The sequence below is a fragment of the Agrobacterium sp. 22-221-1 genome (assembly GCF_053522445.1).
This window is the reverse complement of sequence record NZ_JBNWCL010000027.1, coordinates 43,479-58,259: the sequence shown is the minus strand read 5'-3', so window position 1 is coordinate 58,259 and position 14,781 is coordinate 43,479. Positions and strand designations below refer to the sequence as shown.

The 14,781-nt window shown below is 60.6% G+C and carries 15 protein-coding genes; 6 read left to right on the top strand and 9 right to left on the bottom strand.

Annotated elements, in window-relative coordinates:
- Positions 1-128: 128 nt before the first annotated feature.
- The 4 genes from ACQZ5N_RS25190 to ACQZ5N_RS25175 all read right to left on the bottom strand — a co-directional run bounded on the left by ACQZ5N_RS25190 (position 129) and on the right by ACQZ5N_RS25175 (position 3,571).
- On the bottom strand, positions 129-554 hold the full coding sequence (locus ACQZ5N_RS25190) for a DUF7674 family protein (RefSeq protein WP_269832800.1): 426 nt from the start codon (positions 552-554) through the stop codon (positions 129-131).
- A gap of 150 nt (positions 555-704) precedes the next feature.
- Entirely contained in the window at positions 705-1,886 is a 1,182-nt protein-coding gene (locus ACQZ5N_RS25185) for an MFS transporter (RefSeq protein ID WP_448734436.1), read from the bottom strand.
- Positions 1,887-2,090: 204 nt separating this feature from the next.
- Positions 2,091-2,738: an outer membrane protein gene (locus ACQZ5N_RS25180; protein WP_448734435.1), complete on the bottom strand. Its 648-nt coding sequence runs from the start codon at positions 2,736-2,738 to the stop codon at positions 2,091-2,093.
- 545 nt (positions 2,739-3,283) lie between these two features.
- Positions 3,284-3,571 (bottom strand): hypothetical protein, encoded by a 288-nt coding sequence (locus ACQZ5N_RS25175; RefSeq protein WP_004433441.1) that lies wholly within the window; start codon positions 3,569-3,571, stop codon positions 3,284-3,286.
- Between the two features lie 270 nt (positions 3,572-3,841).
- Between ACQZ5N_RS25175 and ACQZ5N_RS25170 the strand changes: the two genes are divergently transcribed.
- The 3 genes from ACQZ5N_RS25170 to ACQZ5N_RS25160 all read left to right on the top strand — a co-directional run bounded on the left by ACQZ5N_RS25170 (position 3,842) and on the right by ACQZ5N_RS25160 (position 6,812).
- A complete protein-coding gene (locus ACQZ5N_RS25170; RefSeq protein ID WP_448734434.1) occupies positions 3,842-5,020 on the top strand; it encodes a hypothetical protein in 1,179 nt (392 codons plus the stop codon).
- Positions 5,021-5,127: 107 nt separating this feature from the next.
- Positions 5,128-5,769 (top strand): DUF1007 family protein, encoded by a 642-nt coding sequence (locus ACQZ5N_RS25165; protein ID WP_164865297.1) that lies wholly within the window; start codon positions 5,128-5,130, stop codon positions 5,767-5,769.
- Positions 5,763-6,812, top strand: a complete 1,050-nt coding sequence (locus ACQZ5N_RS25160) for a nickel/cobalt transporter (RefSeq protein ID WP_448734433.1) — start codon at positions 5,763-5,765, stop codon at positions 6,810-6,812. The genes ACQZ5N_RS25165 and ACQZ5N_RS25160 overlap by 7 nt, the downstream gene beginning before the upstream one ends.
- Here the strand turns inward: ACQZ5N_RS25160 and ACQZ5N_RS25155 are convergent.
- The 4 genes from ACQZ5N_RS25155 to ACQZ5N_RS25140 all read right to left on the bottom strand — a co-directional run bounded on the left by ACQZ5N_RS25155 (position 6,809) and on the right by ACQZ5N_RS25140 (position 9,439).
- Positions 6,809-7,054 carry a hypothetical protein gene (locus ACQZ5N_RS25155; RefSeq protein WP_004433425.1) on the bottom strand — a complete coding sequence of 82 codons (246 nt, stop codon included), beginning with the start codon at positions 7,052-7,054 and terminating at the stop codon, positions 6,809-6,811. The genes ACQZ5N_RS25160 and ACQZ5N_RS25155 overlap by 4 nt on opposite strands.
- On the bottom strand, positions 7,041-7,733 hold the full coding sequence (locus ACQZ5N_RS25150; protein WP_448734432.1) for a GNAT family N-acetyltransferase: 693 nt from the start codon (positions 7,731-7,733) through the stop codon (positions 7,041-7,043). Before ACQZ5N_RS25150 ends, ACQZ5N_RS25155 begins: the two co-directional genes overlap by 14 nt.
- 263 nt (positions 7,734-7,996) lie before the next feature.
- Positions 7,997-8,692: a tellurite resistance TerB family protein gene (locus ACQZ5N_RS25145; RefSeq protein ID WP_004445183.1), complete on the bottom strand. Its 696-nt coding sequence runs from the start codon at positions 8,690-8,692 to the stop codon at positions 7,997-7,999.
- Between the two features lie 108 nt (positions 8,693-8,800).
- On the bottom strand, positions 8,801-9,439 hold the full coding sequence (locus ACQZ5N_RS25140; RefSeq protein ID WP_004433419.1) for a 2-dehydro-3-deoxy-phosphogluconate aldolase: 639 nt from the start codon (positions 9,437-9,439) through the stop codon (positions 8,801-8,803).
- Positions 9,440-9,610: 171 nt separating this feature from the next.
- Here ACQZ5N_RS25140 and ACQZ5N_RS25135 point away from each other — a divergent pair, with 171 nt between their 5' ends.
- The 3 genes from ACQZ5N_RS25135 (at position 9,611) to trhO (ending at position 12,226) form a co-directional block, all read left to right on the top strand.
- A complete protein-coding gene (locus ACQZ5N_RS25135; RefSeq protein WP_448734431.1) occupies positions 9,611-10,114 on the top strand; it encodes a CYTH domain-containing protein in 504 nt (167 codons plus the stop codon).
- The gene (locus tag ACQZ5N_RS25130) at positions 10,098-11,006 is read left to right on the top strand and encodes a CHAD domain-containing protein (protein ID WP_080819088.1); all 909 of its coding nucleotides are present in this window, start codon (positions 10,098-10,100) and stop codon (positions 11,004-11,006) included. The genes ACQZ5N_RS25135 and ACQZ5N_RS25130 overlap by 17 nt, the downstream gene beginning before the upstream one ends.
- A 275-nt stretch (positions 11,007-11,281) precedes the next feature.
- Positions 11,282-12,226: an oxygen-dependent tRNA uridine(34) hydroxylase TrhO gene (gene trhO / locus ACQZ5N_RS25125; RefSeq protein WP_080853567.1), complete on the top strand. Its 945-nt coding sequence runs from the start codon at positions 11,282-11,284 to the stop codon at positions 12,224-12,226.
- A gap of 224 nt (positions 12,227-12,450) precedes the next feature.
- On the opposite strand, the gene ACQZ5N_RS25120 is transcribed toward trhO, so the two are convergent.
- Complete coding sequence (locus ACQZ5N_RS25120) at positions 12,451-14,694, bottom strand: putative bifunctional diguanylate cyclase/phosphodiesterase (RefSeq protein WP_448734430.1); 2,244 nt, start codon at positions 14,692-14,694, stop codon at positions 12,451-12,453.
- Between the last annotated feature and the right edge of the window lie 87 nt (positions 14,695-14,781).

The following is a 14,781-nucleotide window of genomic DNA, read 5'->3' as shown; positions in this document are numbered from 1 at the left end:
TAAACACCCTCCTGGCAGCGTCAGCCCCAGAACGATGTCCGCACTGCAGAATCCGCTTCAGACCGCCAAAATGCATTCTGCCAAAGTAGTGCTAGGGCGCGGACTCATAATGACCTGATCCCAAGGCCTCAAATTATCAGCTTTCCTGTAGCCCAGAATTCATGGACCTTATTCCACCATCCGAGAGTTTCCGGCTGCAGCCATGGACGAAAATCGTCAGAGCGAGTTTTGCGATGCAAATGTCCATTCTGTAAATCTTCGAGGAGACCTATTGTAGCCGCCTCTTTAACATATGGGTCGCCCTTGATGTGCCAGCGTTCGACAACATCAAAGACCGCGTCAAATCGATGCGTGTTACCCGTCTCCAAATCCCGAATTAGATGACGTGCAAGCTCTGACAGTGCCAAGTAAAGTGGCAACTCGTCCTCAGATCGGTATTCCTCCTGGAATGCCTCCCACTTTTCACGAAAGGATGGGTCAGCCTGCAAAAGCGGCTCAAACATATTCGAGCGATCGAACTCGACCGAAAGTGCGTTGACATTGTTCCCGGACATAACGTTTTTTCCTCTTCTGAGCCCCACGTTGCACCGTGGCCAATCTCACTTCCCTCATTCTTGTGCTTATCACAGCAATGAGGGTTGTCCGAGATATCGCGGCCGGACAATCCTTTGCACAAGAGCGCCGGCAACCTCAGCCGGAACGCCCTACTCCCCCACCTGCCGCCGCGTCAGAAACAACAGCAGCAAGGCCGCGCCCGCACCAACCGAAGCGAGCCGGATCGAGACGCCGAAACTTGCATATTGCGACACGAACCCCATCAGCGGCACCGCAAAAAGCGCGGCGAGGAAAATGGAGTTCATGTAGAGCGCCGTCGCCCGGGCCGTGCGGCCGCGCGCAAAGCCCTGCACGAAGGTGAGGCAAGTGCCGGCGCAAAGGCCGTAATAGGCGCCTTCCAGCGCCGCACCCGCGATCATGGCCGGCAATGTGGTGACCGAGGCGATGACGTTGAAGGCGACGATGGCCATCACCGCCGAAACGCCCAGAAGCAGGCGGGCGCTGAAGCGGCGCATCATTCGCGGTGCAAGCAGGATGAACAGAACCTCCATGGCGCATTTGACGCTGAGCGACAGGCCCGGCACGTAATCCGGCAGGCCGACCTCCCGCACCAGAAACACCGGCAGGGCCGAGGCGCAGAGAGCATGGGCAAAAGACATGCAGAAGCTGGCGGCCGCCGCCAGAAGCAGCGGCAGGTTGCGCCCTGTATCGTCGTCACCCGCCTGTCGCCGCTCCATCGGGCTGGTCTGGTCGCGCGGCACGACCGCAAGAGCAAGCCCGCCCCAGATGACCGCCATCAGCATGGCATTCACGAACACGGCTTTCGCGCCGGCAAGATCGAAGATCAGATAGGCGGCGGCGGGAAGCAGCATCCATGCCAGCGACACCATCGTCCGCAGGAAGGCATTATAGGCGGCCGTATCCAGCGCCTTCACCCGGCCATGATACCGGCCGTAACTGAAAATGAGCGTGCTGGCGGCATTGGAAAGCCCCATGCCGGTCGCCGTTATCGCCACCAGCAGCGCCAGATGCCCGAAACTCGCCGCCGCGGCCGCGACAAAAGCGCCGCACACGGAAAGTATCAACAGCGGCCTCACCCGCACCCCGGCATCGACACGCTCGCCATAAACACGGCTGGCGACAATCGAAGCCAGCGCCGCCGTCACGCTGTAAAAACCGACGGTCGCCGGCGGATGGCCAAGCACCTGGATAATGTAAAAACCGATAAACGGGACGACGGCCGCATTGGTGCTGCCGGCAATAAAAACCAGCAGGGCGATCAAATAGGCCTGACGATCGAAAGCGCCCGGCAAAGTGCTTTTCTGTAGCATGGGAATCGACTGAAGGCTGGGAGGCGGGACGGGATGACGGCGACCACCATCACACCAAAACGGCCTGCTGTTCAAGCCTGCCCGAAAAGCAATGCGCGTTTTCATCTTCGGCGAAACGCTCGCTGGATTGATGCCAGGATCGCCGCATCGAGCGCGTGGGGCGTCGCAAGGTTGCGCCGCCCCCTGTCGAAAACGGAATAACCGTCAGAACTTTACGCCGAGGCCAACCTTGACGACGTGTTCGCTGACATCGCCGGTCGAGGTGATCGGACCGGTACGGTAGGTTGCCTTGCCGAAGTCGTTGTAACGATATTCGACGCGTCCAAACAGGTTGTTGGTGAAGGCATAATCGACACCCGCACCGACCGTCCAGCCGTGCAGGACCTTGCTGTCCTCACCGAACGGCGCTTTGACTTCGCTATCCGTCGCGGTGTAGCCGGCGGCGGTATAGATCAGCGCACGGTCGACAGCGTAGCCGGCGCGCAGGCGTGCAGAACCATTCAGGCCTGCGGAAACCTCGCTGGTAACGATGGTCTTGTCGCCCCAGGCGTAACCGAGATCACCCTCGACGCCGAGAATGACGGAAGGGGCAACTTCGAAATTATAGCCCGCGAAACCGGAAAAACGGCCGCCGTCAAATTCATGCTTCGTGGTGACGCCAAAAGTCGTCGACTTAACCCGGTTCCAGCCGTAACCCGCAGACGCACCGACATAAACACCATCCCAGGAAAAGGCAGGCGCAACGTCGTTGACGACCGGCGCGGACGGAATGTCGCTGACGGCATCGGCGGCAACGGCCACGCCGGAGAAAACACCGAGCAGGCCGAGCGCGAGAAGTGATTGTTTCAACATGCGATAGCTCCTTGAAAATAACATCCCGTCACCTGCGGGCTGCGAGTATTTCGCGACCAGAAGCGCAGCGTCGTGACGGGGTTAACGCACCCGTAGATTGAAGAACATCGTGGTTAAAATCGCGTAAATAGCGCAGATAAAATAGCCGTCATGAAACGTATTTCGATTAATATCTGCAATATTTACCAAATATAAATTAGAATTAACGCGGATATTCACAAGTCGGCCGCCGCAACGTAAAAACGGCTCCCACCACATCACAAAAACCACCACGAGTAGTGGCCATCCCGCACTTCTGTGCGCGTCGTTCACATCGGCAACGCGGACAAAAAAAGAGGGCCGCGAGGCCCTCTTCCAGTCATGCGATGCGCCGTTTGTTCTTGCCGGAAACGCCATGCGTCAAACACACGCAACTCGAGGATCATTGCCGGCTTATGCGCTGCGCGCATCGTCTGCGTCGAAAATCCCTGATGATTTTCGAGCTGTTGCGTTGGAGCGGGATGGAGAAAAGCCCGATGGTTTCGCCATCCCGTTCCACGTTTCGGTTAGTGGCGGCGCTTTTTGCCGCCGTCATTCTTGTTGTCGATGACATCGACGGACGTCTTGTTGCCGTTCAGCACACCGTTCAGGATACCGGTCTTGTTGCCATTCAGAATCCCGTTATTGGACAGGATACCGCTGACACCGAGATCGATGCTCGGCGAGACGACGACAAGGGCGCCGCCCTTGTTGCTGTTGCCGGACAGGATGCCTCCCAGAAGACCGCCCGCATTGGCCTGACCAACGGAAGCGACAGTAAGAATAGCGGCTACACAAGCGAACTTTGCAATCATTTCTCTCTCCTCTTTTGTTTGATCACGCCATCTGGCGTAACTGAACTGTATATTTAGAGGATTCTAATTCAAGCAAAGGCTAATATTACAATAAACGATTAACACTAATACTTGCGATTTTAATAAAATTTTACATATCGCATCTTCGCGTTTCCGCCCCTTGTTCAAACAATGTCGGTCAGCACCTGTGCCGCAACAGTAAAGCGGCGCGGGAAACTTTATTAACCATCCAAATATAAGATATTGCTTAATTAGAGACCGGAGATGCGAATGCGGGTGGGGGGATATATCGCGCTTGTTCTCGGGCTTGCCTGCGCCTGCGGCGCGCGGGCGGGGGAAAAGGCCGATGAGCACAATGTCACCTATAAATCCGGCATTGCTTATGACAGCAATTATTTCGCCGACACCAACCGGCTGAGCGCGATTTCGCTGCGCGCCGGCTTCGGGCTCAATGGCAAGATCGCGCTGGAAGGGGCTGAGCTGCGTTATTCGCTCGAGCAGGAAGAGGTTCGCCTGCCCCGTTATCGTTTCGCCAATGAACATAACACCATCGCGGCGCTGGGGCTGACGAAACGATTTTCCGAAAAGCTGGAATGGGCCCTTGAGCTGCGCGGCACCCGCAGCGATGCCGGCGATATCTTCCTGCACCTGCCGGAAGAAGACATTGGCTACCGGCAGCTGGATCACAAGCTGGAGGCGTCTTCCCAGCTCGGCATCCTCGCCCTTGGCGGCAAGAACACGCTGACGGCAAGCCTCGCCAGCCTGATGAAAGGCAAGGCGCGCTTCCGCCCGGCCTATTTCCTGCCCACCCGACTGGAAGCGAACGAGGCGCTTTTATCGCTGAAGGCGGAACATGCACGATCGCTCGGCGGCGGCGAGGCCGGGTTGACGCTTGCTTACGACCGTATCGCCGTTCCTGAGGGGCAGCAGGAAAAATATGAACGTTTCCCGGCCAATACGCTGCGAGGTTCTCTGGCCTATGGTTACAGGTTCTCCGACCGTTTCGCGATTCTGGCCGAAGCGGGCTTCACCTCCATTTCCGGCGATGAGATCAGCGACAAGGTAAAGCGCACCCGCCCCTATCTGCGGGCCGAGGCCGAGGTGAAGGCCACCGAGCGTATCGCCTTCGGCGCGGGCTTTTCGCAGGACTATGCGCTTTTCGACCCGGATGACCCGATTGCCGAATTCCATCGCCGCTTTCAATTCGTCGTGAAAAGCAGGCTCACCGAAAAGGTGGGGCTCGATCTTGCGCTGCACCGGGTCCACAAGGACTGGATCTATTATAATTACGATACCAGCGAGCGCCGGCTGGTCGCGACGCTTTCCTTCGATACCGGCAAGAACAGCAAGCTGGAGGTGGAGTTCAACCGCCTGCTGCATGGCGAGCGCGATACCGATCTTGCCTATAGCGGCTCCAGCATCACCTCGCGTTTCAGCGGCACCTTCTGAAATTTAGTGTCAGCCCGCGCGAAGGATCAGCCGCATCAGGTCGAAATTCGGTCCCAATTTCTGCTAGAGTCAGGCCTCAAAGATTCGAAGGCAGGACAGACCGGATAATGAACAGACGCTTTTTGCTCCTCGCGGCCGGCCTTGCCTGCGTTCCCGTCGCCGCGGCGGCCCATCCGCATATCTTTGCCGAAGCCCGCATGGAAATCGTCGAGGGGCCAAACGGCACCGTTCAGGAAGTGCGCAATATCTGGCGTTTCGACGAGATGTTCTCGGCAAGCGTAGTGATGGACTACGACAAGAACAGCGATCTGAAGCTCGACAAGGACGAGCTGGCCGAGATCGGCAATACCGTGCTCGAATCGCTCGCTGAATATTCCTACTACACCTTCATCACCGCCAATGGAAAACCGGTGGAATTTTCCAAGCCCGAGGCCATTCACGTGGACTACAAGGATCAGCAGATCCTGATGTTCTTCTCCGTGAAGCCGGCCAAGCCTCTGGCCGTCAAGGGCAAGCTCAGCTTCGGCGCCTGGGATCCAACCATGTATACGGCAATCGATTTCGCCAAGGACGGCGATATCGCCACGCAGGGTAAGGATCTGAATGCCTGCAAGCACCACGTGGTGCGCCCCGATCCCGACGAGGTGATCTCACAGAACCAGGGCACGCTCACCGACGCCTTCTTCAACGATCCGACCGGCACCGACATGACCAAGCTCTTCGCCACCCGGCTGGAGGTCTCATGCTGAGCCGCAGGGCCGGCCTCTTCGCCGTCGCCATCGGCCTTATTGCCGTGGCCGGTGCGGCCCATGCGCAGTCGCCGCTCGGCATCGGCTCGGCCGAACCTTCCTTTTCCGTCGGCGGTCCCTTTGCGCCGCTGATGCAATGGATCAATGTGCACCAGCAGATGTTTTATCGGGCGCTGACCGGGGCGCTGAAGGCCATGCGTGAGGATGGCTGGGCGCTCAGCTCGCTGATAGGCCTCTCCTTTGCTTATGGCGTTTTCCACGCCGCCGGCCCCGGCCACGGCAAGGCGGTCATTTCGTCCTACATGATTGCCAATGAAACCCAGCTGAAACGCGGCATTCTCATTTCCTTCGTCTCGGCGCTCATTCAGGGTTTGATGGCCATCGGCCTCGTCGGTGCGGCCTGGCTCGTGCTGCGCGGCACCTCCATCACCATGACGAAGGCGACGCAGGCGATGGAGATCGCCAGCTTCGCCATGGTCGCGCTGTTCGGCGCCTGGCTGCTGGTGCGAAAACTCTGGTCGCTGCGTATCCGGCGCGAGCCTGTCGCGGTTTTCGCGCCGGCAGGAGAAACCTCGGCCGGCAGAACCACCGGCATGGGCACGGGGCTGCGGTTCCAGGGCAAGCCGGTCTTTGCAGATCACGACCATGACGGCACCGGTGATCTCTGCGCTGCCTGCGGAAAGTCCCACGCGCCCGATCCCATGTTGTTGAAGAGCAAGAACTTCAGCCTGCACGAGGCATGGTCCGCCATCATCGCCGTGGGGCTCAGGCCCTGCTCGGGCGCGATCATCGTCATGAGCTTCGCGCTTCTGAACGGGCTTTATCTCGGCGGCGTGCTCTCCGTCCTCGCCATGTCGCTCGGCACGGCCATAACGGTATCGCTGCTCGCCATCATGGCGGTCTCGGCAAAAGGCCTCGCCGTGCGTTTCGCCGGCCCCGGCAGCCGCAGGGCAGCCGGCATCAGCCATGCGATAGAGATCGCCGGTGCGTTCTTCGTGCTCATCATGGGGCTGTTGCTGCTCGGCGCGTCGCTTAGGCTCTAACCGTCACGACGACGCTGGTAGCGGGCGCGCAGCCAGAACAGCAGGAAGAAACACAACACCGCCACCGTGCCGAAGGCCGCGGCGAGCCAGGGCGAATAATCGCCAAGCCACAGCATGATCTTCGGCATGACGAAGAAGACCAGCCCGAAACCGACGATGATGAGGGCGGCGGCGATGGCCGGCGACCAATCCTTCTTGCCGGGGCTCGGCTTTTCAGGCGCCGGGTTTTCAGGCAATGGCATCGGCAAACTCCGCACGGATATCCTCAAGCTTGCGCTTCTGCGCGCCATCGTCCGCAAAATTCTCCGGCGCAAGCCAGGCTTCGAAGGCTTTGCCGATCAGCGGCCACTCGCCGTCGATCATGGAAAACCACGCCGTATCGCGATTTTGCCCCTTCGAGATCATATGCTGGCGGAAGACGCCCTCGAAGGTGAAGCCATAACGCTTCGCCGTTATCTTGGAGGGCTCGTTTTCATTGTGGCATTTCCACTCGTAACGGCGATACCCCAGATCCTCGAAAACATGTTTCGCCATCAGGTAATGCGCCTCGGTGGAAAGAGGCGAGCGCTTCATCTTCGCGCCATGGGCGACGGAGCCGACCTCGACCACCCCGTTGGCGGGATCGGGCCGCATATAGCTCGCCATGCCGACGATATCGCCGGTGGCGTTTTCAACGAAGACCAGCGTGACCCAGTTGAGCTTCTGCCCCGCGCCGACGAGCCAGTCGCCGAAAGCGTCGGCATCGGGAAAGGCGCTTTGCGGGAAATATTTGAGCAGCGCATTCACGCCCTCGCCGCCAAGTGCGGCCCAGAGCCTTGCAAGATGTCTTTCGCGATCGAACGGCTCAGCCGTCACGTAACGGCCCTTCAACACCACCGGCTGCGGCGGCGGACATCCCTTGAAATCACTCAGATCGCGCATTCTCTTCCCCATTTGCTGGGAGAAGGATTAGGGCAAGCGGGGCGGGATGACAACAGTGCATGTGTCGGGTCGGCGGGTGTGGTTTACCCCCCTCTGCCCTGCCGGGCATCTCCCCCTCAAGGGGGGAGATCGACCCGAGGCGACCTCTCGGCCATCTTCAGCGTTGCGAGTGAGCGAGCGTTTTCTTCTGGCTGATCTCCCCCCTTGAGGGGGAGATGCCCGGCAGGGCAGAGGGGGGTGAACCGCGCCCGCCGAGGCTAACCTCAAACCTTCGCCGCCACCACCGTCGCCTCGATATGGTCGACCAGCGCATCCGGCAGCCCAAGCCGCCCGGCAAGAAGGTCGAGATAGCCCCGCTCCGCCCGCGTATCGGCCTCGATGGCAAGCCGCGAGGCGGTGTAAAGCTCCACTTTCTGCTCTTCCGTGCGGGCGGCAGCCACCAGCGCGTCGATGTCGAGCGGATCAGCCAGTTCCTTTTCGAGGAAACGCTCGGCTTCGCTATCAAGGCCGGAGACCTGCACCTTGTCCATGATGTTGGCGCGCTCCTTCTCATCGATATGGCCGTCCGCCTTGGCGGCGGCGATCATCGCCTGGATGAGCTTCAGCGCAAAATCGTTGGAAAGGGCCGGCGATTGCGGATGGAAGGCGGAATCGGCGGGCGGGGCGAGCAGCTCCGGCTCGGGTTTCGGCGCGGCTTCAGGCGCCTGGCCGGACTTGTAATTCTTGTAGGCGAGGTAACCGAGACCGGCGATGGCGGCCACGCCGCCGATGGTGGCGACATTGCCGGCGAGCTTGCGGCCGGTCTTGGTGCCCAGAATGGCGGCGGCGAGCGCGCCGGCCTTTAGCGGATTGTTCTTGGCGATATCGGCGGCCTGCCCGGCTCTGTCACGGACGCTTCCCGAAAGGCCCGGCACCTGCGAGCCGAGGAATTGTTCAAGAAGCTTCTTGGCGTCGAACATCAAAATCTCCTGTAGAGGTCAAATCTACAGGGGAGATAGGAAGCCGTGGGCCGAAAACAAATGTCAAACCCGCTCACGCCTTCGTGAACGGGTTTGACAGAATGCAAATCAGGCGCGCAGTGCGGCGGCTTCGGCGGCAAGCTTGGTGATGCCCGCCCAGTCACCCGTCGCCACCAATTCGCGCGGGGCAACCCAGGAGCCGCCGACGCAGACGACGTTCGGCAGGGAGAGGTAATCATTGGCATTCTTGAGCGACACGCTGCCGGTCGGGCAGAAGACCGTGCCGGCGAGCGGCGAGGACAGCGCTTTGAGATAAGGTGCGCCGCCGGCCTGTTCGGCCGGGAAGAACTTCAGCACCTTGTAACCCTCGTCGCGCAGCGCCATGACTTCGCTGGCGGTGGCAGCCCCCGGAAGCAACGGCACTTTGGAACCGCGCGCGGCTTCCAGCACGCTTTTGTTGATGCCGGGGCTGACGATGAAGGTGGAGCCGGCTTCCGCCGCAGCTTCGAAATCCCTGGCATTGAGAATGGTGCCGGCGCCGACATTCGCGCCCTCCACTTCCGCCGCAACCGCACGGATGGCGTCGAGCGCCGCCGGCGTGCGCATGGTGATCTCGATTGCCTTCAGGCCGCCTGCGACCAAAGCGCGCGCAAGCGGCACCGCGGAAGCGGCATCATCCACGATCAGCACCGGCACGACCGGCTGGAGCTTGAGGATGGAGAGCAGTTTTTCGGAGTCCTGGGCCAAGATGAGCCTCCCTTGCGCAATTGAAACGATTGAAATTCCGTCTACCGATTAGCCTGCCTCGGCTTTCATGTCGAGGCGCGCCAGCCGCATTTTTATCCAGATACTTCAATCAATTCGCTTCATCACACTATCATATTGCGATAATCTGGCGCCCCAGTTCGCGGAGACAGCATGGCCAAGGAAATTGAACGGAAGTTTCTTGTTGCAGGCGGTGAATGGCGCAATGAGGTCACGCATAGCATGGCTTTCCGGCAGGCATATGTCGCCTCGATGGAAAACCGCTCGGTCCGGGTCAGGATCGTCGACCGGCGCGATGCAACCCTGACCATCAAGATCGGCGCAAGCGCGCTTGTTCGCGACGAATATGAATATTCCATCCCCCTCAAGGACGCCGAAGAGCTGATGGCGAGCGCGCCGGGCGTGGTGATCGAAAAAACCCGCCACACCGTCGATCATGGCGGCTTCACCTGGGAAGTGGATGTTTTCGAAGGGAAATATCACGGGCTGGTGGTGGCGGAAGTGGAAATGAACGACGAGAATGCCGATCCCGATCTGCCGTCCTGGCTGGGCAGGGAAGTAACCGGAGACAAGCGCTTCTCCAACCAGTCGCTCGCCATGGACTGCCTGAATATGGACTGTCCGAACGGAGACCTGCCGGATGCCCTTCAGAATTGATCCGAAAAAGCCCTTCGACAATGAAATCCGTCGGGCCGGGCTGGAGCTGATCGACGATACGGTCACGATCCTTCGCGACCAGCCGTCCGGATCCCACGAGGCCGTGCATGACGCCCGCAAGCGGTTCAAGCGGCTGCGCGCCCTCTATCGCCTCATCCGCAAGGCGGCGCCGGACTTCGGCCGCGAGGAAAACGCCCGTATTCGCGATATCGCCCGCTCCCTCGCCTTTGCGCGCGATGCCACGGCGCTGGTGGAGACGGCGGAATATCTCGAGGCCTTCGCGCGCTCGGACGCGCAGGGCGAAGCGTTGCGCTCGATCACCGCGATGCTGCGCGCGCGCCGCGACGACGCCATAGAACATGAGGCCGGTCTCGACGAGGCCATTGCCGCCGCCATTGCCGGCTGCGGGGAAGCGCGCAGGAAGCTCGAGGACCTGTCGCTGCCGGATGAGTTGAAAGACACCGCCCGGCTGCTCAGAAGCGCCTGGGCGAAACAGAGGAAAACGGCACGCAAGGCGCTCACCGATTGCCACGAACAGGCCGACGTTGAGCATTTCCATGAATTGCGCAAGTCCGGGCAGGCCTATTGGATGCATCTTGGCCTGATGCGCCGGCTCTGGCCTTCCGCCATGCGCGCCAAGCGGGCCGATACCAAGCGGCTGGTGGACATTCTCGGCCACGAGCACGATCTCTCGGTTCTCGCCGCCGTCGCAGACCGCGAGCCGGAGCGTTTCGGCAATGGTGAGCGGCTGGCCCTGCTGCTCGATGCCATCATCGAAAGACAACAGGCACTGCGCACGGAAGGCCTTGCGCTGGCGAACGAGGTGTTTTCCGAATCCGCCCGCACCGAAAGCCGCATCGTCGGCCTGTTGTGGCGGCAGGCGGCGAAATAGGCTGGAGACGGCGTGAAAACGTCCCGCCGGGCTCGACGTCATCCTCGGGCTCGTCCCGAGGATCTGCAACGTTTCGATTTTGCGCGACGTGATTAGATCCTTGGGACAGGCCCAAGGATGACGGAAGACAGGTCTTGCGCTTTCACCGATGTCGGATTTGAGGCACGAAGCGCCTCCCATTTACCCCACTCCGGCAGATATTTGACGATTTTCAAAATACCCGAACCCGCCGATAAATATTGCTTTGCGGCCGCCGTCGCTGTATTTCAGCGCCCATGACCGACACGACCATTCTCCCCCGCCCGGAAGTCTCTGGCGATTTCCTTGTGGCCGCGCTTTATCATTTCGCCCGCCTGCCGCGGTTCGAGAGCCTGCGCGAGCCGTTGTTTGCGCTCTGCCAGGAAAACGGCGTCAAGGGCACGCTGCTGCTTGCCGCCGAAGGTATCAACGGCACCATTGCCGGGCCGGATGCGGGCATTCACGCCGTGCTCTCTTTCCTGCGCGCCCAGCCGGAATTCGCCGCGCTGGAGCACAAGGAAAGCCGCGCCTCGCACATGCCTTTCGTGCGACTGAAGGTGAAGCTCAAGAAAGAGATCGTCACCATGGGCGTGCCGGATATCGATCCGAACCGCATCGTCGGCACCTATGTCGACCCGCGCGACTGGAACGAGCTGATCTCCGATCCGGATACAATCGTCATCGACACCCGCAACGATTACGAGACCGCCATCGGCGTCTTCAAGGGCGCGGTCGATCCGCAGACGAAAACTTTCCGCGAATTTCCCGACTGGGTGAAGAACAATCCCGGCCTGCACAACAAGCCGAAGATCGCCATGTATTGCACCGGCGGCATTCGCTGCGAAAAGGCCACTGCCTTCATGAAGGAACAGGGTTTCGACGAGGTCTATCACCTCAAGGGCGGCATCCTGAAATATCTGGAAGAAGTGCCGGAAGAAGAAAGCCTGTGGGAAGGCGCCTGCTTCGTCTTCGACGAGCGCGTGTCGGTGGTGCACGGCCTTGCCGAAGGCGACCACCAGCTTTGCCACGCCTGCCGCAACCCGATTACGCCGGAAGTGCGCCTATCCCCCAAATTCGAGGAAGGCGTGTCCTGCCCGAGCTGCTACGATGACCGCAGCGAAGAGGATCGCCAGCGTTTCCGCGACCGGCAGCAGCAGATCGAACTGGCAAAGAAGCGCGGCGAGCGGCATCTGGGGCGGTAAGCAGGGTCGGCTATCGGCATTCAGAGTAGGATTTCGATTGAGCGGCCCCCGCGTGTTTCTTCTCCCCGTCGGGGAGAAGTCCGCGGCAGCGGGATGAGGGGGCAAGCTCTCGAAATCCGGCGACGTCGCCCCCTCATCCGACCCTTCGGGCCACCTTCTCCCCGGCGGGGAGAAGAAATGGGCCGCACCTTCAGGTGATCAAGAATGGGTGGAAGTAATCAGCCTCACGCCCCTGCCCGCAACGCAAAGAGCGGTGCGTCCTGCCCGTCCAGCATGGCGGTGATCTCTTCCGCCGCGACCGGTTTCGAGAACAGGTAACCCTGCAACTCATCGCAGCCGCACAGATGCAGGATGGCCGCCTGCTCTTCCGTTTCCACGCCTTCGGCCGTTACCGGAATATCGAGCGACTTTGCCAGCGCCACGGTGGCCTGCAGCATTTCCAGCGACCGGCCGCCCTTGTCCAGCGCCATGATCAGCGAACGGTCGATCTTCATGCGGTCGAAACCGAAGCGGCGCAGATAACCGACACTGGCGAAGCCGGCGCCGAAATCGTCGAGCGCTATATGCAGGCCAAGCTGCTTCAGCTTGTCGATGGCCGCACTCGCCCGTTCCGGATGCTGGATGAAATAACCTTCCGTCATTTCCAGCCGCAGCCTTTCGGGCGGCGTCTGCGTCGCGTCGAGAATATCGGCCACATGGCCGGAGAAGGCCGGATTGCGGAACTGCACGGGAGAGATATTCACCGAGAGCTTGATGGACGGCCATTGCTGCGCCGTCTCGCAGGCCTTGTGCAGGACGAGAAGGCCGAGCCGGTCGATAAGGCCGCTGGTCTCGGCAGCGGCGATGAAGATATCCGGCGGCACGAAGCCATATCCCGGCCGCTGCCAGCGGGCCAGCGCCTCCACCCCGGTAATACAGCGCGTGGCGGCGCTGACGACCGGCTGATAGACCACCTGTATCTCATCGTTCAGAATGGCGGAGCGAAGATCGGCTTCGAGCTGCAGCTTTTCCTCGCGCAGCGCATCCATCTTCAGCTCATAGGAAACGTAACGCCCGCGCCCGTTCTCCTTGGCCTGATACATGGCCATATCGGCACGCCGCAGCAACTCCTCGCCATTGATATCGCCGGCGCGGGAAACCGAGGTGCCGATGCTGCAACCGATGCTCGCCACCCTTTCACCGATGCTGAAAGGCTCGGTAAAGAGTTCAAGAAGCGCCAGACACAGTTTGCGGCCTTCGGCCCAGACATCGTTGCCCTGAATGGCGATGGCGAATTCGTCGCCGCCGAGCCGCGCCAGCACCGCGCCTTCCGGCACCAGCACTCTCAGCGCCGCCGCCACGCCCTTGATCAGCCGGTCGCCGGCGGCGTGGCCGTAGGAATCGTTGATTTCCTTGAAACCGTCGAGATCGAGATAGAGCAGCTTGATATCCGTCTTGTCATGGCGACCCCTGTCGACCATGCGGTTCAGCCTGGCGAAGAGCCCGGCGCGGTTGCTGAGCCCGCTCAGCCGGTCGCGCAGCGCCTCCTCCCGCGCCGCCGCCTCATCCGCCTTCAGACGGTCGAGCGTGGCCGAACCGATGATGAGCAGCACCAGAAAAAACGTGCCGGCAATGCCAAGCGCGGTAAAGACGACCGGACGCGCCTCATGAAAGCTGACATCTCCCGGCAGGTGCGAGCGCCAGACGAGCCGGGCCAGCACCTCCCCCAGCGGATTGACGATATCCACATGGTTGGCGGCAGGCCCGTCGCCATATTGCAGTTCCAGACCGTCGATGACGTAATTGCGGGCAAGCTTGTCCACCGTCGCCTGCTTGAGATGACGGGCGAAAACCAGGTAACGCCGCTCCGCACCGACCGGCGGCAGCGCCCCGGACTTCATCCGCACGAGCGCGACGCCCGCGGCGGCGATACCGTCGCGGGTCTTGACGAAACCGGTCACCTGCGAGGTGATACCCGGACGCATGGAACGCACGCGCTCGATCATTTCCCGGAGGCCGCCGGCAAAATAGGCGTCCGGCTTCCATGCCACCGGCTTGCCGTCCTGATAGGCCATGCGGACCTTGCCGTCCTCATCGATGACCACGGCAGTATCGAAGAGATCGTTATTGACCGTCATCTCGCCATAATTGCTTGCCACCCAGTCGAAACGATCAGGGGCATAGACATATTCGGCGGCGTCGTCCCAGGCGGCGTAGTCGTTCAGCGTCGCGCCGAGCTGTTCGCGAAAGGTGACGAGGGCGCCCGCCGTCGTCTCACGCGAACGGGCATTATCGAGCAGGTTGGCCTTTTCCCGGACCTGGCTCAAGGCGGATAAAACCAGCGCGGTGACGATGATAAGCACCAGCGCGAAGGTGGACAATACGACGCCCACGGCGGTTCTGCGCCCGACCGGCAAATAGTCCCCAATGTTGCGCGGCGCAATCCGCATAAAATCCCCTTCGAAAGCATCATCTTCCGAAGGAAACATTCAAAAGCGGTTAAGCCGCATTGTGGCCCCGCCCCAAAAAACCACGGGTATAAAACGACAGTCCGACAGAGGCGCTGAAAAATCCTT